23 protein-coding genes and 1 pseudogene are annotated in these 21,587 nt (G+C 62.7%); 17 read left to right on the top strand and 7 right to left on the bottom strand.

Annotated elements, in window-relative coordinates; genetic code table 11:
- Window positions 1–22: 22 nt before the first annotated feature.
- Window positions 23–781, bottom strand: a complete 759-nt coding sequence (locus MHAR_RS07650) for an NAD+ synthase (protein ID WP_014587038.1) — start codon at window positions 779–781, stop codon at window positions 23–25.
- A 104-nt stretch (window positions 782–885) separates the two neighbouring features.
- Between MHAR_RS07650 and MHAR_RS07645 the strand changes: the two genes are divergently transcribed.
- The 5 genes and pseudogenes from MHAR_RS07645 (at window position 886) to hisD (ending at window position 5,415) form a co-directional block, all read left to right on the top strand.
- On the top strand, window positions 886–1,392 hold the full coding sequence (locus MHAR_RS07645; RefSeq protein WP_048144500.1) for an amino acid-binding protein: 507 nt from the start codon (window positions 886–888) through the stop codon (window positions 1,390–1,392).
- Window positions 1,389–2,060, top strand: a pseudogene (locus tag MHAR_RS07640) (homoserine dehydrogenase); the annotation flags it as partial. The gene MHAR_RS07645 and the pseudogene MHAR_RS07640, both read left to right, overlap by 4 nt.
- Window positions 2,035–2,391, top strand: coding sequence for a hypothetical protein (locus tag MHAR_RS14145; RefSeq protein WP_338039961.1), 357 nt, complete (start codon window positions 2,035–2,037; stop codon window positions 2,389–2,391). The pseudogene MHAR_RS07640 and the gene MHAR_RS14145, both read left to right, overlap by 26 nt.
- A gap of 12 nt (window positions 2,392–2,403) precedes the next feature.
- Complete coding sequence (locus MHAR_RS07635) at window positions 2,404–4,086, top strand: ATP-dependent DNA ligase (protein ID WP_014587035.1); 1,683 nt, start codon at window positions 2,404–2,406, stop codon at window positions 4,084–4,086.
- 45 nt (window positions 4,087–4,131) lie between these two features.
- Complete coding sequence (hisD, locus tag MHAR_RS07630; RefSeq protein WP_266335508.1) at window positions 4,132–5,415, top strand: histidinol dehydrogenase; 1,284 nt, start codon at window positions 4,132–4,134, stop codon at window positions 5,413–5,415.
- A gap of 121 nt (window positions 5,416–5,536) precedes the next feature.
- Here hisD and MHAR_RS07625 read toward each other — a convergent pair whose 3' ends face one another.
- The 3 genes from MHAR_RS07625 to MHAR_RS07615 all read right to left on the bottom strand — a co-directional run bounded on the left by MHAR_RS07625 (window position 5,537) and on the right by MHAR_RS07615 (window position 8,987).
- The gene (locus MHAR_RS07625) at window positions 5,537–7,477 is read right to left on the bottom strand and encodes a hypothetical protein (RefSeq protein ID WP_014587033.1); all 1,941 of its coding nucleotides are present in this window, start codon (window positions 7,475–7,477) and stop codon (window positions 5,537–5,539) included.
- Between the two features lie 250 nt (window positions 7,478–7,727).
- Window positions 7,728–8,540 (bottom strand): acetolactate decarboxylase, encoded by an 813-nt coding sequence (gene budA / locus MHAR_RS07620; protein WP_014587032.1) that lies wholly within the window; start codon window positions 8,538–8,540, stop codon window positions 7,728–7,730.
- A 222-nt stretch (window positions 8,541–8,762) separates the two neighbouring features.
- Window positions 8,763–8,987, bottom strand: a complete 225-nt coding sequence (locus tag MHAR_RS07615; protein ID WP_143763346.1) for a hypothetical protein — start codon at window positions 8,985–8,987, stop codon at window positions 8,763–8,765.
- Between the two features lie 200 nt (window positions 8,988–9,187).
- On the opposite strand from MHAR_RS07615, the gene iorA reads away from it, so the two are divergent.
- The 6 genes from iorA (at window position 9,188) to MHAR_RS07585 (ending at window position 13,816) form a co-directional block, all read left to right on the top strand.
- Window positions 9,188–10,981, top strand: coding sequence for an indolepyruvate ferredoxin oxidoreductase subunit alpha (iorA, locus tag MHAR_RS07610; protein ID WP_014587031.1), 1,794 nt, complete (start codon window positions 9,188–9,190; stop codon window positions 10,979–10,981).
- On the top strand, window positions 10,978–11,565 hold the full coding sequence (locus tag MHAR_RS07605; protein WP_014587030.1) for an indolepyruvate oxidoreductase subunit beta: 588 nt from the start codon (window positions 10,978–10,980) through the stop codon (window positions 11,563–11,565). Before iorA ends, MHAR_RS07605 begins: the two co-directional genes overlap by 4 nt.
- 17 nt (window positions 11,566–11,582) lie before the next feature.
- Entirely contained in the window at window positions 11,583–12,137 is a 555-nt protein-coding gene (locus tag MHAR_RS07600; protein ID WP_014587029.1) for a HEAT repeat domain-containing protein, read from the top strand.
- 128 nt (window positions 12,138–12,265) lie between these two features.
- Window positions 12,266–12,865, top strand: coding sequence for an NAD(P)H-dependent oxidoreductase (locus tag MHAR_RS07595; RefSeq protein WP_014587028.1), 600 nt, complete (start codon window positions 12,266–12,268; stop codon window positions 12,863–12,865).
- Between the two features lie 322 nt (window positions 12,866–13,187).
- Window positions 13,188–13,418, top strand: a complete 231-nt coding sequence (locus MHAR_RS07590; protein WP_048144497.1) for an AbrB/MazE/SpoVT family DNA-binding domain-containing protein — start codon at window positions 13,188–13,190, stop codon at window positions 13,416–13,418.
- Window positions 13,406–13,816, top strand: coding sequence for a type II toxin-antitoxin system VapC family toxin (locus MHAR_RS07585; protein WP_014587027.1), 411 nt, complete (start codon window positions 13,406–13,408; stop codon window positions 13,814–13,816). Before MHAR_RS07590 ends, MHAR_RS07585 begins: the two co-directional genes overlap by 13 nt.
- A 449-nt stretch (window positions 13,817–14,265) precedes the next feature.
- Here MHAR_RS07585 and MHAR_RS07580 read toward each other — a convergent pair whose 3' ends face one another.
- Both MHAR_RS07580 and MHAR_RS07575 read right to left on the bottom strand, forming a co-directional pair.
- Complete coding sequence (locus MHAR_RS07580) at window positions 14,266–14,676, bottom strand: PIN domain-containing protein (protein ID WP_014587026.1); 411 nt, start codon at window positions 14,674–14,676, stop codon at window positions 14,266–14,268.
- Entirely contained in the window at window positions 14,669–14,929 is a 261-nt protein-coding gene (locus MHAR_RS07575) for an AbrB/MazE/SpoVT family DNA-binding domain-containing protein (protein WP_014587025.1), read from the bottom strand. The genes MHAR_RS07580 and MHAR_RS07575 overlap by 8 nt, the downstream gene beginning before the upstream one ends.
- A 359-nt stretch (window positions 14,930–15,288) precedes the next feature.
- Here MHAR_RS07575 and MHAR_RS12980 point away from each other — a divergent pair, with 359 nt between their 5' ends.
- Window positions 15,289–15,552 carry a type II toxin-antitoxin system HicB family antitoxin gene (locus tag MHAR_RS12980; RefSeq protein WP_014587024.1) on the top strand — a complete coding sequence of 88 codons (264 nt, stop codon included), beginning with the start codon at window positions 15,289–15,291 and terminating at the stop codon, window positions 15,550–15,552.
- A gap of 126 nt (window positions 15,553–15,678) precedes the next feature.
- On the opposite strand, the gene MHAR_RS07570 is transcribed toward MHAR_RS12980, so the two are convergent.
- Window positions 15,679–16,116 carry a hypothetical protein gene (locus tag MHAR_RS07570; RefSeq protein ID WP_052301004.1) on the bottom strand — a complete coding sequence of 146 codons (438 nt, stop codon included), beginning with the start codon at window positions 16,114–16,116 and terminating at the stop codon, window positions 15,679–15,681.
- Window positions 16,117–16,426: 310 nt separating this feature from the next.
- Between MHAR_RS07570 and uvrC the strand changes: the two genes are divergently transcribed.
- From uvrC to MHAR_RS07545, 5 genes are all read left to right on the top strand, one after another.
- Window positions 16,427–17,977, top strand: a complete 1,551-nt coding sequence (gene uvrC / locus MHAR_RS07565; RefSeq protein ID WP_048144496.1) for an excinuclease ABC subunit UvrC — start codon at window positions 16,427–16,429, stop codon at window positions 17,975–17,977.
- 92 nt (window positions 17,978–18,069) lie between these two features.
- Window positions 18,070–18,993: a tetrahydromethanopterin S-methyltransferase subunit H gene (gene mtrH, locus MHAR_RS07560; RefSeq protein WP_014587021.1), complete on the top strand. Its 924-nt coding sequence runs from the start codon at window positions 18,070–18,072 to the stop codon at window positions 18,991–18,993.
- 46 nt (window positions 18,994–19,039) lie between these two features.
- On the top strand, window positions 19,040–20,203 hold the full coding sequence (locus MHAR_RS07555) for an aconitase X (protein WP_014587020.1): 1,164 nt from the start codon (window positions 19,040–19,042) through the stop codon (window positions 20,201–20,203).
- A 2-nt stretch (window positions 20,204–20,205) separates the two neighbouring features.
- Window positions 20,206–20,610 carry a DUF126 domain-containing protein gene (locus MHAR_RS07550; protein ID WP_014587019.1) on the top strand — a complete coding sequence of 135 codons (405 nt, stop codon included), beginning with the start codon at window positions 20,206–20,208 and terminating at the stop codon, window positions 20,608–20,610.
- 48 nt (window positions 20,611–20,658) lie between these two features.
- Complete coding sequence (locus tag MHAR_RS07545; RefSeq protein ID WP_014587018.1) at window positions 20,659–21,483, top strand: F420-dependent methylenetetrahydromethanopterin dehydrogenase; 825 nt, start codon at window positions 20,659–20,661, stop codon at window positions 21,481–21,483.
- Window positions 21,484–21,587 lie beyond the last annotated feature (104 nt).

The following is a 21,587-nucleotide window of genomic DNA, read 5'->3' as shown; positions in this document are numbered from 1 at the left end:
CTCCGACGGCCGGGGAGAGGCGTCACTTTCCTGGCGTCGGTGGAAGCTCCCTCTTGTGCCTTCCGGCGGCGATCCGCCCTTCGACGAGGGCCAGCTCCTCCCTCCCGAACTCCGCCGCGAGGTCGTTTCGGCTCCTTCCCGCCTCCAGCCCCCGGAGGATGGCGTTCGCGTCCTGGTAGGTGATCCCAAGCTCCCCCTCGTCGGTCTGGCCGGGCCAGAGGCCGGCGGTCGGCGCCTTATCGAGGATCCGATCCGGAACGCCGAGGCGCCTCGCGAGATCCCTCACCTCGTCCTTGTAGAGGCCTGCTATCGGCAGGACGTCGGCGGCGGAATCGCCGAACTTCGTCGAGTAGCCGAGCAGGATCTCGGTCCTGTTCCCGGTCCCGAGGACGAGCCTGCCCAGAAGGTTTGCGTGCCAGTAGAGGATCGTCATCCTCACCCTCGCCTTCAGGTTTCCGTTCACCACCGCTGGAGCCGCCTTTGCGGGGAGGACCGCAAAGTAGCTCCTCAGCACCTGGGAGATGTCGATCTCCTCTGCCTCGATCCCGAGGATCGATGCGACCTTCCTCGCGTCCAGGACATCCTCCTTTGGCGTCACCCCCGCCTCCGGGAGGAGGAGGCCGAGGACCCGGTCCTTTCCCAGGGCCCGGACGGCGAGGAAGGCGACGGTCGCCGAGTCGAGGCCGCCGCTGATCCCGAGGACGGCGCCTTTCGCCCCGGCCGCCTCCACCTGGTCTCTTATGAACTTCGCAAGATGGGTCTCCGCATCTTCTTTGGCCATTGGGGGACCGTTATGGTACTCTCAAATAAAGTCCTTTTTCTGCACAAGCTTTATGTTCGAGAAGCTGGTGGTGGAGAGCAGCAATTTGACGAGGAATAAGTTTTATGCGACTTTCGATGGACTTGGAACTGCAAGATGTGCCGGGACAGCTGATGCAGTCCCTCGAGCCATTCAAGAAGTACAAGGGGAACATCATCAGCGTGGTCCATCACCGGGATCGGAAGACGCCGAGGGGCACCGTCCCGGTCCAGATCGTCTTCGAGATCGATCCATCAAATATCGATAACATCAAAAGACACCTCCAGGATAATGGGATCGTGGTGGTGAGGGCGGGGGAGGACCGGTTCATCGAGGAGATCTCGGTCCTTCTCATCGGCCACGTCGTCCACACCGACCTCGGGGACACCATAGACCGGATCGATTCCACCGGCTTCGCCGAGGTGGAGGACCTCTCCCTCAGGATGCCGGGGATCGATGAGCCCTCCTCCGCCTACCTGAGGATCAGGGCGACGGGGAAAGAGGAGATCAGAAAGTCCCTCTCGATCCTCCGCGAGGTGGGGGCGGAGAAGGACCTTCTGGTGATAGAACCTATCGAGGCTGAGAAGATATGAGAGAGGTGAGGATTTCTCTGGTGGGGTTTGGGATCGTCGGCCACGGCGTTCTGGAGGTGGTGAGGAGGAAGAGGGAGCTTTTGAGGAGCATGGGGCTGGACCTCCGGGTCGTCTCGGTCACCGACATCAAGGGGACCCTCTTCGACGGCGACGGGATCGACCCCTCCAGGCTCCACGGCGCCAAAACCCTGGAGGGGATCGCAAACCTCGGGATCATCGGGAAGGAGGCGATCCAGGAGATCGACTCCGACCTGGTGGTGGAGGTGACCCCCACCAACATCGTCCACGGCCAGCCCGGCCTCGGCCACATCGAGGAGGCCCTGAAGCTCGGAAAGCACGTCGTCACCTCGAACAAGGGGCCTCTGGTCGTCGGCTTCAACCATCTGAGGGACCTGGCCCGGGAGAACGGCTTGATGCTCAAGTACGAGGCGACCGTCGGCGGGACGATGCCCTTAATCAGCCTCATCGAGAAGAACCTGGTCGGAAATGAGATCCTCAGCATTCGGGGGATCTTCAACGGCACCTGCAACTACATTCTGACGAGGATGATGGAGGAGAAGTACACCTACAGCTACGCCCTCACCGAGGCCCAGGAGCTGGGGATCGCCGAGGCGGACCCCGCCTACGACGTCGACGGGATAGATACCGCCGGGAAGGTCGTCATCCTCGCAAACTCCATCTTCGGGATGGGAGCGAAGTACGAGGACGTCTCCGTCACCGGGATCGAGGGGGATAACCCCCGAGGCCCTCAACCTCGCCTGGGAGAGGGGCTACCTCGTAAAGCTGATAGGCGAGGTACCGGCCCTGACGGTGAAGCCGATGCTCGTCCCCCGGAGGAGCCCCCTCGCCGTCGGCGGGACCCTCAACGTCGCCTCCATCGAGACCGACCTCTCCGGGACGATCACCGTCACCGGCCTTGGCGCCGGCTCCATAGAGACCGCCAGCGCCATTGTCTCTGACATCGTCAGCATCTACACCTCAAGGCAGGTAGACGGCTGAAGACCCGGAATCATGACCAGCTTCGAAAGCTTCGCAGAGCTCTGCGCGAGGATCGAGGAGATCGGCGGCTCCATCGAGAAGGCCGACCTCCTCGCCTCCTTCCTCCGGGATCTGGAAGAGGAGGAGCTCTCGGTCGTCCCCTCTTTTGTGATGGGGTCCCCCTTCCCGGCGAGCTCCGACCTTCTCCTGGGGGTGGGACCGAGCACCCTCTACGACGCCCTCTCCAAGGCCTTCGGGGCGGCCCCCTCCGAGGTCCAGGAGCTCCTCCGGAGGACGGGAGACGTGGGGGCGGTGGCGGCGGAGCTGGCGAAGAAGGGGAGGTCCTCCACCCTCTCGACCTTCCTGGAGGGGGAGAGGCTCACGATCCTCGAGGTCCATTCCCGGTTCCTCCTCATCGCCCGGGCATCGGGGCGGAGGAGCCAGACCGCCAAGATGAAGCACCTCCGATACCTCTTCAGCGAGGCCGGGGCGACGGAGGCGAGGTACATGGCGAGGCTCGCCCTGGAGGATATGAGGATCGGGGTCGGCGAGGGGATCGTCCGGGACGCCGTCGCCAAGGCCTTCGGAATATCGCCGGAGGAGGTGGAGCGGGGGTACAACTTCACCAGCGACCTCGGCCTAGTAGCCCGGCAGGCGAAGGAGGGTCGGCTCCAGGAGCTGACGATCGAGATCGGTCGACCCATAAAGATGATGCTCGCCCAGCTCGGGTCCGGGATCGCAGGGTCGGTGGCGGAGATGGGGACGGCGGCCGTCGAGGTGAAGTACGACGGGTCCCGGGTCCAGATCCACAAGAGGGGAGAGGAGGTGGAGATCTTCTCCCGCCGGCTGGAGAGGGTGACCCGCTCCCTCCCCGAGATCGTATCCTTCGTAAAAGAGGGGGTCCGGGCGGAGGCCGCCATCCTCGACGGGGAGGCGGTGGCCCGGGGCGAGGACGGAAGGCCCCTGCCCTTCCAGGAGATCCTGAAGCGGTTCCGGAGGAAGTACAGGGTCGAGGGGGCGGCGAAGAGGATCCCCCTGGAGCTGATGCTCTTCGATCTCATCTATCTCAACGGCCGGGTCCTCATCGACGAGCCCCTCCGGGAGAGGAGAAGGCTTCTGGAGTCGGTGGCGGACGAAAAGATCCTAGCAGGCCAAAAGGTGACCGACGATCCCGAGGAGGTGGCCGGGATCTACGAGGAGGCGATTGCAGAAGGCCACGAGGGCGTCATGCTGAAGAGCCCCGAGTCCCCCTACGCCCCCGGTAAGAGGGGTAAGAACTGGCTGAAGATAAAGCCGGTGATGGAGACCCTCGACCTCGTCGTCATCGGAGCCCGGTGGGGGGAGGGGAGGAGGGCGACCTTCTTCGGCTCCTACCGGCTGGCATCCCCGGACCCGGAGACCGGCCGCCTCGAGGACGTGGGGTGGGTGGCGACGGGGATCACCGACGAAATGCTCGCCGAGCTGACGGAGCTCTTCCGCGACCTCGTCCTCGTCGCCGGAGAGGGGATGGAGGTGGAGGTGAAGCCCGAGGTGGTCTTCGAGGTGGCCTTCGAGGAGATCCAGAAGAGCAAGAGCTACTCCTCCGGCTACGCCCTCCGGTTCCCCAGGCTCGTCCGGATCAGGGACGACAAGGCCGTGGAGGAGGCGGACACCCTCGACCGGGTGGCCGGCCTTTACGCCACCCAGCGGGGTAGGAACGGCAGATCGTCGGGCTGATTTGTAGGATAGATTAGGGAGTTGTCGGCGTTGTTATTCAAGAAGATGAGCGAACTGGTCGATGAGGAGGCGAAAGGCCTTCTATCGAGGGGCGTGGACGTCCAGTCGGTGATGCCCGCGGTGGTGGAGATAGTGAACGAGGTCCAGGAGCGGGGGGACAGGGCCCTCGCCGACCTGACCGAGAGGTTCGACGGCGTCCGGATAGGGAAGGTCCGGGTCGGCAAAGACGAGATAGAGAAGGCTGGTGACCAGGTGCCGGAGAAGCTGAAGAAGGCCCTGGAGATCGCCCTGGAGAACATCGCCGCCTTCCACCACCAGGAGCTCGACCGGGACCTATGGATGACCGAGACCTCCCCGGGGGTTATGGCCGGCCAGATGGTGGTCCCCCTCGACTCCGTCGGGGCCTACGTCCCCGGCGGCCGGGCCGCCTACCCCAGCTCCGCCCTGATGACCGTCGTCCCGGCGAAGGTCGCCGGCGTCGAGAGGGTCATCGTCTGCACCCCGCCGGGGAAGGAGGGGAAGGTGAACCCCATCACCCTCGTCGCAGCCGAGATGGCGGGAGCCGACGAGATCTACCGGGTCGGAGGGGTCCAGGCGGTGGCGGCGATGGCTTTCGGGACGGAGTCGATCCGGCCGGTCCAGAAGATCGTGGGGCCGGGGAACATCTACGTCACCGCCGCCAAGCTCCTCCTCCGGTCCACCGTCGAGATCGATATGCCCGCGGGCCCCAGTGAGGTTCTCATCATCGCCGACTATACGGCAGAGCCCGAGGTTTTGGCTTCGGACATGATCGCCCAGGCGGAGCACGACCCCCAGTCGATATCGGTTCTGGTCACCGACGACGAGGATCTGGCCATAGCCACCAGGGCCGAGGTGGAGAAGCAGGCAAAAGAGACGGCCCGGTGGGAGATCGTCAAAGAGAGCCTGGAGAAGGCTGCGATCCTCGTGGCGGGGTCGATGGAGGAGGCCATCAGCTTCTCAAACAGCTTCGCCCCCGAGCACCTGGAGATCATAGTAAGAGACCCCATGACCGTCCTCGGCGAGATCAGGAACGCGGGAAGCGTATTTCTCGGGCCGTACACGCCGGTCGCCGCCGGAGACTACGCCAGCGGCACCAACCACGTCCTCCCGACCTCGGGGTACGCGAGGGCCTTCTCCGGCCTCAACGTCGACGCCTTCGTAAAGAAGATCACCGTCCAGAAGATCTCGAAGGAGGGGCTCAGTCTCCTGAAGGACGCAATCACCATCCTCGCCGAGGCGGAGGGGCTCGACGCCCACGCCGAGTCGGTGAGAAAGAGGCTCGTCGAGAGGAAGCTGGAGGGCGTCTGAGAATCCTAGCTCCAAATATTTTTCTAATTGTGCTGGATGCTAAACTATCTGATTAAAAATTGCGGAGCACCCCGCGGCCGAGCTGCGGGGCACTCTACAAAAATATGTACATGCCTAAGTATTAGGGCTCCTTGACAACAAGATTGCTTTCCCGCCTTTGCCATTGGGAAAGGGGCTCTGCGGAATAGCCATCTGTTGATAGACCCCGGACGCGAAGCTCAACGTTGTAAGACATTTCCGAGCATGATGACGGATCGGGGATAAGTTCCACCTCCAGGTCTTTACAGCCTTCCCACCCGGGGACGGAGCCAGGACTTTCAATCCACCCCCCCAGCGGAGGAGTCGTGCTGGCTGGCTGGCCGTATTTGCCGCGTGTCCAGATTAGCGAGTATCTCTTTACATGTTTTTCCGGATCATACGCGGTTATCTCGAACCTGATCTTACGGTCAGCTTTCAACTCGAGAACTCCACAATCCGTCAGCTCTCCCGCCGAGTTGCCTATGGCCTCCAGATTGATCTCAGGCAGGCTGTTGTCTACCCTGATTATCGGCATCTGGAAGGTGCCAACCTTGGCATCGGCTGCGTCATAACCGACGATGCGGAGGGCATAGTATCCGTCAGCTACGTTCCTGCTCTTCCACGTTACTTTCAGGGCATGCTCGTGCCAATCAGCCTCAGGCTCGGTATCGACGTTCTTATACCGGCCCGTCGCCGGGTCGGGACCGAGCACCTTAAACTCCCATTTCTGCGAAGCATCATTCCACTTGCGGTTGTGCAGCGGGTCGGTGACGTCCTGCCAGGTCCCGATGACGCTATCCTCATCGGCGGCGGCTATCTGCACCTTATATGTGGCTATGGGCGGCGCCTCGGCGAAAAGCCCGAAGATCCGGAGCGTATCACAGAAGGGCTGGTGGGAAACGGTGATGGGATCGTCCAATTGGGAGGTAGCGTAGCCCAGCTGAATTCGAGTCGTATCAATCGGGAGAAGGCCGAGGCTGATGAACCTGAAACCCTCATCCGGCTTCACACCCCCGGGTGGGACGGGTATGACATACTCCTTCGGCACGAAGTAGTCCCGGTGGAAGTCTTCGACGATCTCCCAGTCGACGGGCCCCTCATAGACCTCCGTCCAAGAACCGTCCACAAACTGCGAGATACGGGCCCGTATGTCGGGGACCCTGTCGGTGAAGAGCCAGGTCCAGAGGCCGCTTGTGGTGTAGCTGAAGCTGAAGGAGAAGTCGTAGCTCCCGTCAGGCGCGGTATAGGCATAGCCGAGGTATCCTTCTGTCAGGGGCGGCTCGGTGCCAGCGATCCAGAAAAGGGGCGTGTCAACTTCATAGAACTCGATTTTGGCAGCCGGCAGCGGCTCCACCGAGATGGGAGAGCCGCCCCAAAAAGTAGTGGCCCAAACGACCCCGTGCATGTGGTATGTCTTGGTCACTTTCCCCCAGAGCCTCACATACCCTGGAGGCAGATGGAGGTCTGTAGAAGCCCTGTAAATCTGTCCGTCTCTATTATAGCGAGCAAAGCTGACCGTTTTGCTGAGGGCTAGGCTCTTGGATGACAGAAGAGGTATTCGCGCAGGCAAAATGCGCAACTTTGCGGTCGGGGCTTCGTCTCCATATTCGAAGGTGACCTTATATCTCCCGTTCTTGTCAACCTCGGCGCTGGCCACGTCTATGCCATTTATTATGGCATGAACGGCCAGCTTTTCACTGGCGAAATCGATCTTCTCCGCCGTTTTTACCTGTCCTTCGATCACATATGTGGTGGAAGTCTCTTTCCTCCCTTCCAGGGTCTTTACAATTTGGCTAAAGCGCGCCTCTCCGACCTGTGGCGTCGCCGCAACCTGGTCGAGGCTCTGGAATCCTCCGAGCCGCGCCCGCCTGTCCAGGAGGCTCTCGGCGATCTTAATTCCGATATCACGTTCGCCTTCAATCTCAATCGCAGTGGCGATCTCCTCTGCGGATCTGGCGGCATTGAGAAAAGAGAGGACCTTCTTGGACGTGCCTTCAGAGACCGTTTTAGGGTCTATCTTTGCTGATTGTTTCTTCTGGGCCATCTTTTACCACCCACATTAATTTACCTAACTGATGGACAGGCCTCAGTCTGATCCATCAAAGTTATTATAGAGAGTTACTGTAAATAAACTTTCTGGTTGTTTTAAATAAAATAAATTTAAAAAAAATCATTTAGGCGTCCTAGCTCGTTGCTGAAGAAGGCTCAGATCCAATTTGACCGAGGAGAGGCGGCTGCCGCCGCTCCATGTCTCCCCTGATTTTAGTCGGTCGTGCTCTTCGATCGTTGTAGCTCTACTTCTCCACCTTCTCCAGGTACCCCGAGAGGTCGCCGGTGAGGTCGAGATCGAAGAAGTCTCCTTCTGCGGGGAGGGCCATCAATATGCTGGCCGTCACGTCCAGGGCCACTTCGACGCCATCGACCCGCAGGTCGAGGATGTGGCCCCCAGCCTTCCGATCATCGGTGATGAAGTGGAGGTGGCTTCCGGGGACGTTTATCCCCGCCGCGAACTGGGGGGTCCAGAACCCGACGATGGTCCCGGAGGCGTTCTCAAACTCGAAGACCGTCTGGTTGGCGGTGACGTCGACGAGGAGGGGGTAGGGCCTCTCCTGTGCGGGGACGGACCTCGTCCTGACGTAGGGGAAGGTCCCATCGATCCTGATGGCGTAGAAGACGTTCTTCGACGGGAGGGAGGCCTCCAGGATTCCTACCAGCTCCGTCAGGTTTGCCGCCTCCTCGATCAGGACCGTCTCGTCATGGTCGAAGAAGGTGACGGAGGCGAAGGGGGTCGTCAGATCGTCGGATACGACGTAAGCGAATCCGTCCTCCTTGACCTGGTAGCATATGCCGTCGAGGAGGATCATCTCCCCTTCCAGCTTATCGAAGGTCCCTATGCCGAAGTCGCCCTTCTCCTTCAGTACGCCCACGGAGAGGACGCCGTCGTAGACGGCCAGGAGGAGGGCGTCGATCGTCGAGACCTGAAAGAGGACCTCCCGGTCCTGGTCTATCGTCGGGTGCGACGAGCTCGCCCCGGCGGCTGCCCCCGAGGTGACGGCTAGGGCCGCCATGAGGAGGGCAGAGGCTGATATCAGAGAATTGAATCTCATAGCGAAGATCACATCCTGAGAGGGTCGGCTTCATCGGTCCGCCACCCTCTCTAGACCTCCAGGACCGGATATTAAATAAGCTGGTCTATCCCCGGACGGGGCGAGGGCTTCCAGGGAAGGCGATCTTGCCGGGCCGCCCGAACCGATGAAGGACCTTAGGCCTCAATTCGGCGCGACCCCTCCGGCTGAAGGGGGTGAATCCGCGCGCTGGCGGAAGCCCCCTTATTCCAGATCCGGCTCTATCTCGTCGGCGGGGCAGACGGTGACCTTGGTGTAATCATCCTCGCAGGCTTCTTCCACCGTCTCGTTCGAGAGCCCGTCCCCTGTGCCTGCAATATTCGCGTCTTCACCAGCCTCCGGTCCCGTCGATCTCTCGGCGCAGCCGGAGAGGGCGACGAGGGCCGCCGCCATCATCAGAGCGATGATCATGCTGACAGATCTCACCAAGTAGATTCCTCCTCAACCTCCTGGGAGCTTTCAGACGAATAATCTTTTGGTCCGGCTCCCTCGGCCCGGACCGTCGGCGACAAGATCGTCGAAAAGGTCTCGAAACGGCTTTATCGAAGGGGCGATCACCCCTCCCCGGACGATATCGAACACCATCTATCCGCCTCGCGGACGATAAAACTAGAAGGACGGTCTTCATCTTGAGAGAATATCTGCTGGGAAACGTCGCCATCGCCAAGGGCATCCTGGAGGCGGGGGCCGGGGTCGTCTCCGGCTACCCCGGGACCCCCTCCTCCGAGATCGTGGACTACCTCGCCCCCCTCGCCAAGGAGCTGGGTATCCACGTCGAATGGTCTGTGAACGAGAAGGTGGCCATGGAGGTGGCGATCGGCGCCTCCTGGACCGGTGCCCGATCTGCCGTCACCATGAAGCACGTCGGCCTCAACGTCGCCGCAGACCCCTTCATGACCCTAGCCTACCTAGGGGTCGGCGGCGGGTTTGTCGCCTGCGTCGCCGACGACCCCTACTGCCACTCCTCCCAGAACGAACAGGACTCTCGCCGATACGCCCAGTTCGCCCGGGTCCCCTGCCTCGACCCCGCCGACCCCCAGGAGGCGAGGGATATGACCCTCCGGGCCTTCGACCTCTCGGAGGAGTTCGGGGTCCCCGTGATGCTGAGGCCGACGACGAGGGTCTCCCACGCCAGGGCCGACGTGGAGGTGGGCCCACCGGGGGAGAGGAGGGCCGAGCTGAGCTTCGATAAGGACCCAGCGAGGAGGGTCGCCCTCCCCGCCCACGCGCGACCGCTGCACGTCGAGCTCCTCGACAAGCAGCCGGGGATCGAGGCTGCCCTCGCCGGGGAGGCCTGGAACAGGGCACAGATGAGAAGCGAGGTCGGAGTCATAGCCTCGGGGATCGCGGGGCTATACGCCGAGGAGGCGATCGCTGGAATGGAGGCGGACCTCTCCCTCCTGAGGATAGGGACCTACCCCCTCCCGAGGAAGGTCGTCGGAGACTTTCTGGAGAAGGTCGACCGGGTCCTGGTCGTCGAGGAGATGGACCCGGTCGTCGAGGAGTTCGTCGAGATGGTGGCCAAGGAGAGGAACCCCGACGTCCAGATCCTGGGGAAGAGGTCGGGGGACGTTCCGAGCGTCGGCGAGCTCAACCCCCTCACCATCGGAAACGCCATCGCCGGGATGGTAGGCCTCCGGCGGAGGGAGGCGCCGGCCCTCGCCCCCGAGGCCCTCTCGATCCTCCCCCCGAGGCCCCCGGCTCTATGTCCAGGATGCGGCCACCGGGCCGCCTACCACGCCATGATCAAGGCCTTCGGTAAGGATGCAATCTTTCCAAACGACATCGGCTGCTACACCATGGGGGTCGGGATGGGGACCGTCGACACCTGCCTCTGCATGGGGGCGAGCATCACCGTCGGCGCGGGGATCAGGTTCGGGGGCGAGGAGAGGCCGATATGCGCCGTCCTCGGCGACTCCACCTTCCTCCACGCGGGGCTTCCGGGGCTCCTCAACGCCGCCTACAACGGGGCTCGGATGACGGTCGCGATCCTCGACAACTCCATCACCGCCATGACCGGCCACCAGCCCCATCCCGGCTCGGGGGCTACGGCCGCCGGCGACCCCTCGCCCCCCCTCTCCCTGGAGGAGATCTGCCGCTCTCTCGGCGCTGGCTTCGTCGAGACCGCCGACCCCTACGACCTTGAGGCCACCATCTCGACCTTCGAGAGGGCGAGGGACCATCCCGGCCTCTCGGTGGTGGTGGCAAGGAGGCCCTGCGTCATCAGCGCCATCAGGGCGGGAGTCCGGCGGCCTCGGCTCGCCGTCGACAGCGAGAAGTGCGGCGGCTGCCAGGTCTGCGTCAGGTTCGGCTGCCCCGCCATCGAGTTCGACGGAAAGGTCGCGAGGATCAACGCCCTCTGCACCGGCTGCGGGGTCTGCGCCGCGATATGCCCCGCCGGGGCGGTGGAGGTGGTGAGATGAGGACATCGGAGTGCGACGTCGTGGTGGTCGGGGTCGGAGGCCAGGGGGTGATCCTGATATCCGAGATCATCGGCAGGGCCGCCCTGAGGGAGGGGCTCTCGGTCCGGGGGGTCGAGACCCACGGTATGGCCCAGCGGGGAGGGAGCGTCATAAACCACATCAGGGTCGGCTGCCGCTACAGCGCCATGATATCCCCGGGGGGCGCCGACGTCCTCCTGGCCATGGAGCCGGCAGAAGCCTTGAGGTATGCCCACTACCTCTCCCCGGAGGGGGTGGCCCTCGTCAATACGAGGCCCGTCCTCCCCGTCACCGTCACCACCGGGGAGGCGAGCTACCCCGCCGTCGAGGAGATCCTAGCACCCCTCCGGAGGGTCGCCTCGAGGGTCAGGGCCATCGACGCCACGGCCCTGGCGGCCGAGGCGGGAAGCCCCCAGGCGACGAACGTGGTGATGCTGGGGGCCCTGGCGAGGCACCTTCCCATGGAGGAGGCGACCCTCCTGGAGGCGCTGACGGAGACCGTCCCCGCGAAGTATATTGAGATCAACAGGAAGGCCTTCGAACTTGGAAAAATTGAAGTAGAATAGGGTTCATTCAAAAGCCCATGGCAGAAGCGAAGAAGGAGAAGAAGGTGGCAGCAGAGAAGGCGAAGAAGGAGAAGCCTAAGGCCGTCCCCCTCGGCGAGACGGAGGCAATCGATGCCCTGGCGGGCCCCCAGGTCCCCGAGAACCTCCCCGACGCCTCCTGGCCGGTCGAGAAGCTCGCCGAGGTCGTATCCAAGGAGGGGAACATGCTCGTGAGGGCGAACGCCGTAAACGCCCTCGCCAAGAAGGGGGGGGCGGAGGTCGTGGAGCCCCTCGTCTCCGCCCTCAAGGACCCCGAGGACGTCGTCAAGGCCAACGCCATGGTGGGGCTTGCGGGCCTGGGCCGAGAGCTCGTCCAGGATAGGATGGCGGAGCTCCTCGCCGACAGAGAGGCAAACGAGGAGATCCGGGGCGGAGCCGCCTGGGTCCTGGGAGAGATGATGGACGAGAAGTCCCTGAAGCACCTGAAGAAGGCGTCGGAGGAGGACGAGAGCCCCTTCGTCCGGGTCCACGCCAAGGCCTCGATCCTCGCCTACGAGACGGCGAAGGCTCCTGAGAAGAAGGAGATTAAGTAAGGGGCCCTTCTGGCCGATAGGGGGGGCCTGGAAGCCGCCCTTCGGGCCGCCCGAGGGCCCAAGGTTCTCTTCCACCCCCTCGATCGGGATGAAAGAGATGGAAAGCCCGTTTATTTTTCGATGATCCCATGAGAGTATCCGTCATCCTCGGCCACCCCGAACCCGGAAGCTTCAACTTCGCCATAGCGGAGGCGGCGGTGGAGGCGCTGACCCAAAACGGCCACGGCGTCTCCTTCCACGACCTCTACGCCGAGAGGTTCGATCCCATCCTCCCCGGCCCCGAGATCCCGAAGGGCGCCGCCCTCGATCCCGCCATAAAGAGCCACTGCGACGAGATCGCCGCCGCCGACGGGATCGTCATCGTTCACCCCAACTGGTGGGGGCAGCCTCCGGCTATCCTCAAGGGGTGGGTCGATCGAGTCATACGGCCCGGCGTCGCCTACGAGTTCGTCGAGGGGGACGGCGGCGAGGGGGTCCCGGTCGGCCTTCTGCGGGCGAGGTGCGCCCTCGTCTTCAACACCTCCAACACCCCGGAGGAGCGGGAGCGAGAGGCCTTCGGCGACCCCCTGGAGACGCTCTGGAAGAGGTGCATCTTCGGGCTCTGCGGCGTCAACGACGTCCGCAGGAGGACGTTTTCCGTGGTGGTGACCAGCACGCCGGAGGAGAGGCGGGGGTGGCTTGCGGAGGTGCGGGAGACTGTGGGCGCGAGGTTTCCGGCGGAGAGCTGAAGAGGTTAAACTCTACCTTCTGCTCTTGACTATTCATGGATCTCCGCCGGGATCGACCTCGTCGCCGGCGACCTTCCCCGGGTGGTGGACGTGAACCCCCATCCCCGGTACGGTGCCGGTTGGGCGGGTCATCTCGGCAGATCCCTCGATCCCACGCCGCCCATCTCCCGGCCGATCGACCCCAGGGCGCCCTCGCCCCGCGGGCGGTAGGAGGAAGGCCGAAAAGCCGCGACGGCGTAATCCGACGACTTGGGCGCTAGATCTTCAGTTTTCAGAGGGATTTAATTAGGTTCAGGCCCATAAAGCCCTCCGGTGATCCTCAATGATGAGAGCCAGACTTGAAGGCGATAAGCTTTCGATCCCCGAAGCGATCATACAAAAAGCGGGGCTGAAGGACGGCGATGAGGTGGAGGTTGGGCTGGAAGGCGGAAAAGTCGTGGTCAAGCCTCTGAAGCCTTTAGTCAGCTTAGCCAAATTCAAGCTGGAGCTGAGAGGCTGCGTCGAGAGCTCAAAGGTCGATCCCCTCGAGGCGAAGAGGATATGGAAAGCCTGATCTTCGTCGACTCCAACATCTGGTGCTACTACTTCGACCGATCCGCCGTAGAGCATGATCTCGTCTCGGAGAGGTTGGAAGACGCCCTCGAAAGCGGAGTGGCCATAAATACTGTGGTGGCGATGGAGGTGGCCCATTACCTCATAAGGAACCTGGGACCTTCTGGGAAGACGAAGATGGACGTCCTCCTATCCTACCCTATGGAGATCGTCGACTTCGATCAATATATAGCCAGAAGATCAATAGAATATCTGGCAAGGCTCTCGCATACTGGAATTGGCGGTCGAGACGCCACAATATTAGCCTCGATGGAAGAGCTGGGGATCGAGAAGCTCATGACCCACGATCAAGCCTTCAAGAGGATAGATTTCATCGAGGTAGTCGATCCGGTAGTATAGATGTCGAGGTTGAGTATGGCCATCAGATTGGTGCCTGATGCTGCTTGCTCGTCGTTAAGATCGCTTTCGAGAAATGGCGGCGGATGAATATAGTCGATCTTATGAGGTAAAGAGCCGGCATCCCCGCCACCGCACCGGTCAGGCGCGTCTATCTCCGCCTTCCGCGAAACCCACGCCCCCAACTTCCTCCGATCGATCCTCGGGCGCCCTCGATCCGCAGGCGGCGGGAGGGAGGCCGAAAGGCCCGCGATCGGCGAACCCGACGCCCGTCGGGGGGATCTGACCCTTATCGACAACGACTGGACGAGCCCCCCGTTCTCCTCCTTGAGAACGGAGGCAGCGTGTTTTTCGCGATCTCCCTCCCGCTCCGCCGTCCTCATGGAGTTCTGGTGGAAGAAGAACAAGAAGCCGCAGCTACATCCTACTCCTGGTTTCCCGAGCCCCGAGAATCAGCCCGGATCACAGCCCCGATCAAGTAGCATCAGAATCGCCTCGGAGATGCTCCACACCTCTATCAGCCCTTCATCTCTTATCCGATTGAAGTGGGTGTCGTTTGTTATCAGAATCGCCTTCGCGTGAAGGCAGGTTGCGGCATGAACGATATCTCCGCCCTCATCAGGAGGGAAGAATGGTTTGCACTTCAAAACGTCTTCAATAGATTGCTCGATTACGACTACTTTCTTCAGGAGAATTTCAAGGAATGGATCGGCCTCGAACCTTCTGGCGTATCTGGCATACTCCGATATCAGGATATCATCTGCCACCAGCTCTATAGGCCCATCGAGGAGCGCTAGCAAAAGCTCGGTGCTCCTCGTCCTTCTGCCCTTGACCGCAGCTATGAAAAGGTTGGTGTCAATCAAGAACCTTGTACTTCTGCCTGGCTAGCTTATTTGCCTCTTCCTCGATCTCTGCTTCGAGCTTCTCCAGATCCACAGTCTTGGCCTTCTCGATCATCTCTTCCACGAGCGACCTCAGATCTACCTTTTTCAAGATGACCGAATCAGGCGCCAACACCTCCACGGCAAACTCGTCGCCAGAATTAATGTCGAGCTTCCGCCGCAGCTCATTGGGAAGAACCACCCTCCCTTTGTTGTCGACTCTGGTGAACGGCATGTAGTATCTATCCCACTTATGGGACTGATAGTCCTTAAGCCTTTTGTCACTCTGACGAATGACGGGAGGAGATGAGCATTGAATGAGCATTGATCGTAGAGATCCATCTCATAGAGTATCATTACGCAAATCCCGTGATGAAAGATCCCTGGTCGGAGAATAGGCTTCGCTTCCTCTTCCGGCATCTCCTGGGGCAAGAAGGAGCTGGGCCTGATCCCCCCTGGAGGCGGTCGCCCATCCCCGCCACCGAACCGGTCAGGCGCGTAATCTCTCCGCCTTCCGCGAAACACCCTCCGCGCATGTCTCCCGGCCGGTCGATCTCCGGGCGCCCTCGATCCGCGGGCGGAGGGAGGTGTGGCGTGGATCGCGTCTCCACCATCATCAGGGGTTTTCGAAATCCTCTTAAGGTATCAGATCAGGATCTGAGGTGCAAAAATGGTGGATGCATGAAGAATTATCGCTTCTCCGTGGTGATCGAGAAGGACAAGTCCGGGTACTTCGCCTTATGTTCCGAGCTTCAGGGCTGCTACACTCAGGGAGAAGCTTACGAAGAGGCCCTGGAGAACGTGGAGGACGCTATATCGCTGCACGTGAAGGATATCCTTGAAGACGGAGAAGCTTGACAGAATCCAGAACGATTGCCGTGGATCATACGATGAGCAACTGAAAAGCAAGGGATAGGAAGAACTCCGGAGACGGCTTGCAAGACTGCTACAATCGCGTTGATTCCAGACTTTTATCTGATCTTCTTATCTTCTTGCCGAAAGAATCCTGTTGGTCATCCCCCTGGCCAGAGAATAAGGGACGGTGAGGACGAATACGCCGACTATAATCGCCGGGATGACGCGGACCTGATCGAAGATGAGGTATTGAGCGATCATATCGAAGACGGTTGCTATGATGATCGTCTTGGAGAGAGACTTGAGAACTCCCGCAACTTTGGCCTTCCGGTTACCACGGTCGATGATCAGATCAATGATGAACGGCGGTTCGCCGGCCTTTGCATCCATCGCTCCGTCGCGTATCCCCAGCAGCACCGCTACCAGTGGTTGAAATACGAATCGAAGGCTCATCGGCCCGACGAGACGCGCTATGATCCTTTCGGCTAAAGCATCCAGCAATGAGGACGTGCTTCCTCCTCCCTCCTTGCTCGTATATACGTCTTTAGCCGGCAGGTTCTGGCCCATGACCGTTAACGATGAGGAGGATAACCGCCATCAACGCCATTCCCGCCGCTGCCTCAGGCGGGCGGATCATCTCGCCACTCCAAAAAACCATGCCGTGAAGCACCCGGACGAACGGTCCCGGTGCGCCCTCGACCGAGCCCTGTGGGGGGACGCCAAAACGGCTGCCATCGCCGCGGCCCGTCCGGCTTGAGGCTGGGAAAAGGCTTCCAGCGGCCGGATCCGTCAGATCCACCTATCCACACCCCCGAGGGTCCCCGGTTTGACCGGAGAAGCTTTCAATGATCGTCGCCGAAAAAAGCCAGATAGCACCATGATCGACCCTGAACCCCTCCCCCACCTCCCCGGCTGCTACCTCTTCAAGGACGACGAGGGTGCCGTCATCTACGTCGGAAAGGCGCGGGACCTGAAGAAGAGGGTCGCCAGCTACTTCCAGAAGAGGGAGCTCGATCCCAAGACCTCGGCCCTCGTCTCGGCGGCGAGCGGCCTCGACTTCATCGTCACCAAGAGCGAGGTGGAGGCGCTGCTCCTCGAGAACGCCCTCATCAAAAAGCACTGGCCGAAGTACAACGTCCGGCTGAAGGACTCCTCCCGATACGCCTCGATCCACCTCACCGACGAGGAGTTTCCCCGAATCCACCTGTCCCGGAGGCGGACCGGCGGCGGCAGCTACTTCGGCCCCTTCGTCTCCGCGAGGGAGAGGGATCTCGTCCTCTCCGCCGTCCGGAAGACCTTCGGCCTGCGGACCTGCAGGCGGCTTCCGAAGAGGGAATGCCTCCGCTACTCCATGGGAGCCTGCTCCGGCCCCTGCATCGGGAAGATCGCGCCCGCGGAGTACAAGGCGCGGGTGGCGAGGGCCGAGGCGGTCCTGCGCGGGAGGACCCGGGAGCTGATCGGCTCGCTGAAGGAGGAGATGGCGGCCCTCTCGGAGCGGCAGGAGTTCGAGCAGGCGATGGAGCTCCGGGACGAGATCCGGGCCCTGGAGAGCCTCCAGGACCGCCAGCAGATCGAGCGGGACAAGAGGTACGACGAGGACGTCCTGAGCTGGATCGTCGATGGGGATACCGTCTACCTGATGCTCTTCAAGGTCTACCGGGGGACCCTGGAGGGGAAAGAGGAGCACGTCTTCGCCCGGACCGGGAGCTTCCTCGAGGAGTTCCTCGTCCAGCACTACTCCGAGGAAACGCCTCCCGAGGAGCTGATCCTGGGTGAAGCCCTCGACGACTCCCTCGTCGACTTCCTCTCCCACATCAAAGGAAGACGGGTCCGGGTCACCGTCCCCAAGCAGGGGGAGAAGAGGAAGCTCCTCGACCTGGCGGAGAAGAACGTGACCGTCCGGTTCCTCGGCGACAAAAAGAAGCTCCTCGCCCTCGCCGAGGCGCTCTCCCTCCCGGGGCCTCCGAACGTCGTCGAGGTCTTCGACGTCTCCCACCTCGCCGGAAGCTTCACCGTAGGGTCGATGGTCCAGTTCCGGGGCGGAAGGCCTGACAAGAGGGGGTACCGCCGCTTCAGGGTGAGGACCGTCGACGGGATCGACGACTTCGCCTCCATCGGCGAGATCGTCAGGAGGCGCTACCTCCGGCTGAAGGAGGAGGGGGGGGAGATGCCGGACCTGATCGTCATCGACGGCGGGAAGGGGCAGCTCTGGGCAGCCACTCAGGAGCTGCGGGGGCTCGGCCTCACCATACCCGTCATCTCCATCGCGAAGCGCGAGGAAGAGATATACGTCCCCGGCCGCCTCCGGCCTCTTCCGATCAGGAGGGACGATAAGGCCGCCCTCTTCGTCCAGGAGATGAGGGACGAGGCCCATCGTTTTGCCATCACCTATCATCGACTGCTGAAGAAGAAGGCGATCGACGCCTAGCCCCCGGAAGGGAGGGCGATCCGAACTTTTTTGGCCTGGGAGGAGAGATCTGGCTAGAGAGCTGAAGCTCTTACAAGTTCGAGGCGGTGGAGTTGTTCAGGTTTGCGAGAGATCAAGAGGTGGTGAACGTCGCCGGGGTGAAGATAGGGGGGCAGCCGGGGGAGAACCCGACGGCCCTCTGCGGGACGATATTCTATCAGGGCCAGAGGCTGGTGGAGGACCCGGTCCGGGGGAGGTTCGACGAGGGGGCTGCCGAGGGGCTGATCGAAAGACAGACCGCCCTCTCGGAGGAGACGGGAAACCCCGCCGTTTTGCATATATACGCCAGGACCCGGGAGGCCTTCGGCAGATACCTCGACTTCGTCGACGGCCTCTGGTCCGGCCCGCTGATCCTCGACTCCGCCGAGGCGGGGACGCGGATCGCCATGGCGGAGGCCGTCTCGGAGATCGGCCTCGCTGACAGGTGCATATACAACAGCATCGGCATCGCCACCACCCCCCAGGAGGAGGAGGCCCTGGCCCACGGCGAGGTCGACTCCGCCATCCTCCTCGGCTACAGCCCCGCCGACTCCACCGTCGAGGGGACGATCCGGGTCCTGGCGGAGGGGGGTCCGGGGCGGAAGGAGGGGCTCGTCGACCTCGCCCGCCGCCTCGAGATCAACAACATCCTCATCGACCCCGGCGTCGTCCCCCTGGGGGACGGAGCGGGGAGGTCGCTGCGGGCCACCGTCCTCGCGAAGGCGAAGTTCGGTTTGCCGGCGGGCTCGGGGATCCACAACGCCGTCTCCTCCTGGAGGTGGCTCCGGTCGAAGGAGAGGGGAACGAGGCTCGTCTGCGACGCCGCCTCTGCCGGCTTCGAGATCCTGGCCGGAGGCGACTTCGTACTCTACGGCCCCATCGAGCGGGCAGGGGAGGTCTTCCCGGTGGCGGCGATGGCCGACATCCTCATCTCAGAGGCGGCGAAGGACCTGGAGGTCTGGCCCGCCGCGGGCCACCCCATCGGGAGGCTGATCTGACCGCCCGATCTGAGCCTTTTTATATCTCCGGCCCCAGGGGAGGGGCATGCATCTATCGCGGGAGGAGGAGCGGGCGCACCAGGGGGAGCTCGGCGATAGCCTCAGGAAGGCGATGGAGATCCTGGTGGCCCTCGGCGACATCTACGGAGCCGATCGGCTGATCCCCGTCAGGTCCGTCCAGGTGGCGGGGGTCTCCTTCAAGACGATCGGCGAGGCGGGGCTGGAGTGGATCTCAGACCTCCAGGGCAAGGTCGCGGTCCCCGCGGTCCTGAACCCCGCGGGGATGGACCTCCACCGTTGGCGGGAGATGGGGATAGACGAGAGTTTCGCAAAAAAGCAGCTCGAGGTCGTGGAGGCCTACCGCCGCCTCGGGGTCTCCCCGGACTGCACCTGCACCCCCTACCAGATCAGGCCCGATTTTGCCCGGAGGGGCGACCACCTCGCCTGGAGCGAGTCCTCCGCCGTCTCCTTCGCGAACTCCGTCATCGGGGCGAGGACGAACCGGGAGGGGGGGCCCTCGGCCCTGGCGGCGGCCCTGGTGGGGAAGACCCCCCGATACGGCTACCACCTGGAGGAGAACCGGGTCCCCACCATCAATATCGCCGTCGATGCCGATCTCAAACCTTCCGACTACGGCATCTTGGGCTTCATCGTCGGAAGAGAGGTGGGCGAGGGGGTTCCGCAGTTCATATTCCGGAGGAGGCCCGATATCGATGAGCTGAAGGCCCTGGGGGCGGCCATGGCGGCGAGCGGCTCCGTCGCCCTCTACTACTTCGAGGAGGGGGGGCCGGAGGCCCCGAAGGGGGCGGAGGAGATCGAGGTCACTGCCGCGGACCTTCGGGCCGTCCGGGAGGAGAACGCCCCCGACGAGGAGGTGGACATCGTCGCCATCGGCTGCCCCCACACCTCGGAGAGGGAGCTGGAGGAGCTCGCCCGCCTCCTGGAGGGGAAAAAGGTGGAACGGGAGCTCTGGATCTGCACCGCCCGGGGGATAGCCGAGAGGTGCCCGCGCCTCGTCGAGAAGATCGAGGGGTCGGGGGCGCGGGTCTTATGCGACACCTGCATGGTCGTCTCTCCCGCCAGCGACCGGTACAATAAGATGATGGTCAACTCAGGAAAGGCCCTAGCCTACGTCCCCACCCTCTGCAAGATGAAGGCAGCCTACGGCAGCGCTGCTGAATGCGTCGAAGCCGCCACCAGGAGGGGCTGACCATGGAGTTTCTTTGCCACAAAATATCCGGCGGATCGGCCTCGGCCCCCGCCCTGGCCTCGAGGGAGGCGATATCCTTCCTCGGCACCGTAGACCCGGAGACGGGAGAAGTCGTCGACCCCGGCCATCAGCTCTTCGGGAAGGCCATCGGCGGCAAGGTCCTGATCTTCCCGGGAGGCAAGGGGTCTACCGTCGGGTCCTACGTCATCTACCAGCTGAAGAAGAGGGGCGTCGCCCCGGCGGCGATGATCAACCTGAGGTCTGAGCCGATCGTCGCCGTCGGCGCCATCATCAGCGGGATACCCCTCGTCGACGGCCTCCCCGCCGATATCCTCCGGCTGGAGGAGGGGACCCTCGTGACCGTAGACGCCGATCGAGGGAGGGTGATCGTCAGGGATGGGCTGTGATCGGAACTCTTTTATGATCCGGATGCATCACCGGAGCGGGTTGTTGCCATGTTCAAGATCGGATTCATCAAGCTCGGCAACGTCGCATCCTCCCTGGTCGCAGACCTGGCCCTGGACGAGATCGCCGAGCGGACCGACGTAGAGGTGAGATCCCTATCCTTCGGAGCCAAGATGACGGTGAAGGAGGCGGAGATGTCGGCGGAGCTGAAGGGGTGGGGTCCCCAGCTGGTGGTGATCGTCGGCCCCAACGCCGCCACCCCCGGCCCCACGGCGGCCCGGGCCTTGTACAGGGACGTGCCGACGATCGTCATCTCCGACGGCCCCTCCAAGAAGGAGGCCCGGGAGGCCCTGGAGGCGGAGGGGTTCGGCTACATCATCCTCCCCTTCGACCCCCTCATCGGGGCGAAGCGGGAGTTCCTCGACCCCGCGGAGATGGCCCTCTTCAACTCCGATGCCCTCAAGGTCCTGAGCATCTGCGGGTCCGTCAGGCTCGTTCAGGAGGAGCTGGACGGGGCGATGGCCAGCATCATTTCGGGGGCCCCGAGGCTCCCCACCATCCTATCCAGCCCTGAGGGCTGCACCGACAGGATGGCCTTCAGAAACCCCTACGCCCGAGCCAAGGCGATCGGCGCGCTCCACATGGCCCAGACGGTGGCGGGGATCGACGCGGCGGCCTGCTTCAGGCTGAAGGAGCTGGATAGGATCGCCCTCACCGCCGCCGCAGGCCACGAGGTGATGCGGGCTGCGGCGAGGCTCGCCGACGAGGCTAGGGAGCTGGAGAAGTCGACGGACTCGGTATCTCGGAGGCCCCACGCCCGGTCGGGGGCGATCCTGGCGAAGACGGGGCTCCTCGACAAGCCCGAGCCGGTCTGAAGGTATCCGCAGCATGACAAAGACGCTGGCGCACCATCCGAGCGCCAGTCGTCCCCATCTCTTCTGAGATCCCCTCTTCGCTGAGCCGAACCCCACGATGAGGA

Source organism: Methanothrix harundinacea 6Ac, assembly GCF_000235565.1.
Lineage (GTDB): Archaea > Halobacteriota > Methanosarcinia > Methanotrichales > Methanotrichaceae > Methanocrinis > Methanocrinis harundinaceus.
This window is presented reverse-complemented; position numbering and strand designations above follow the sequence as displayed.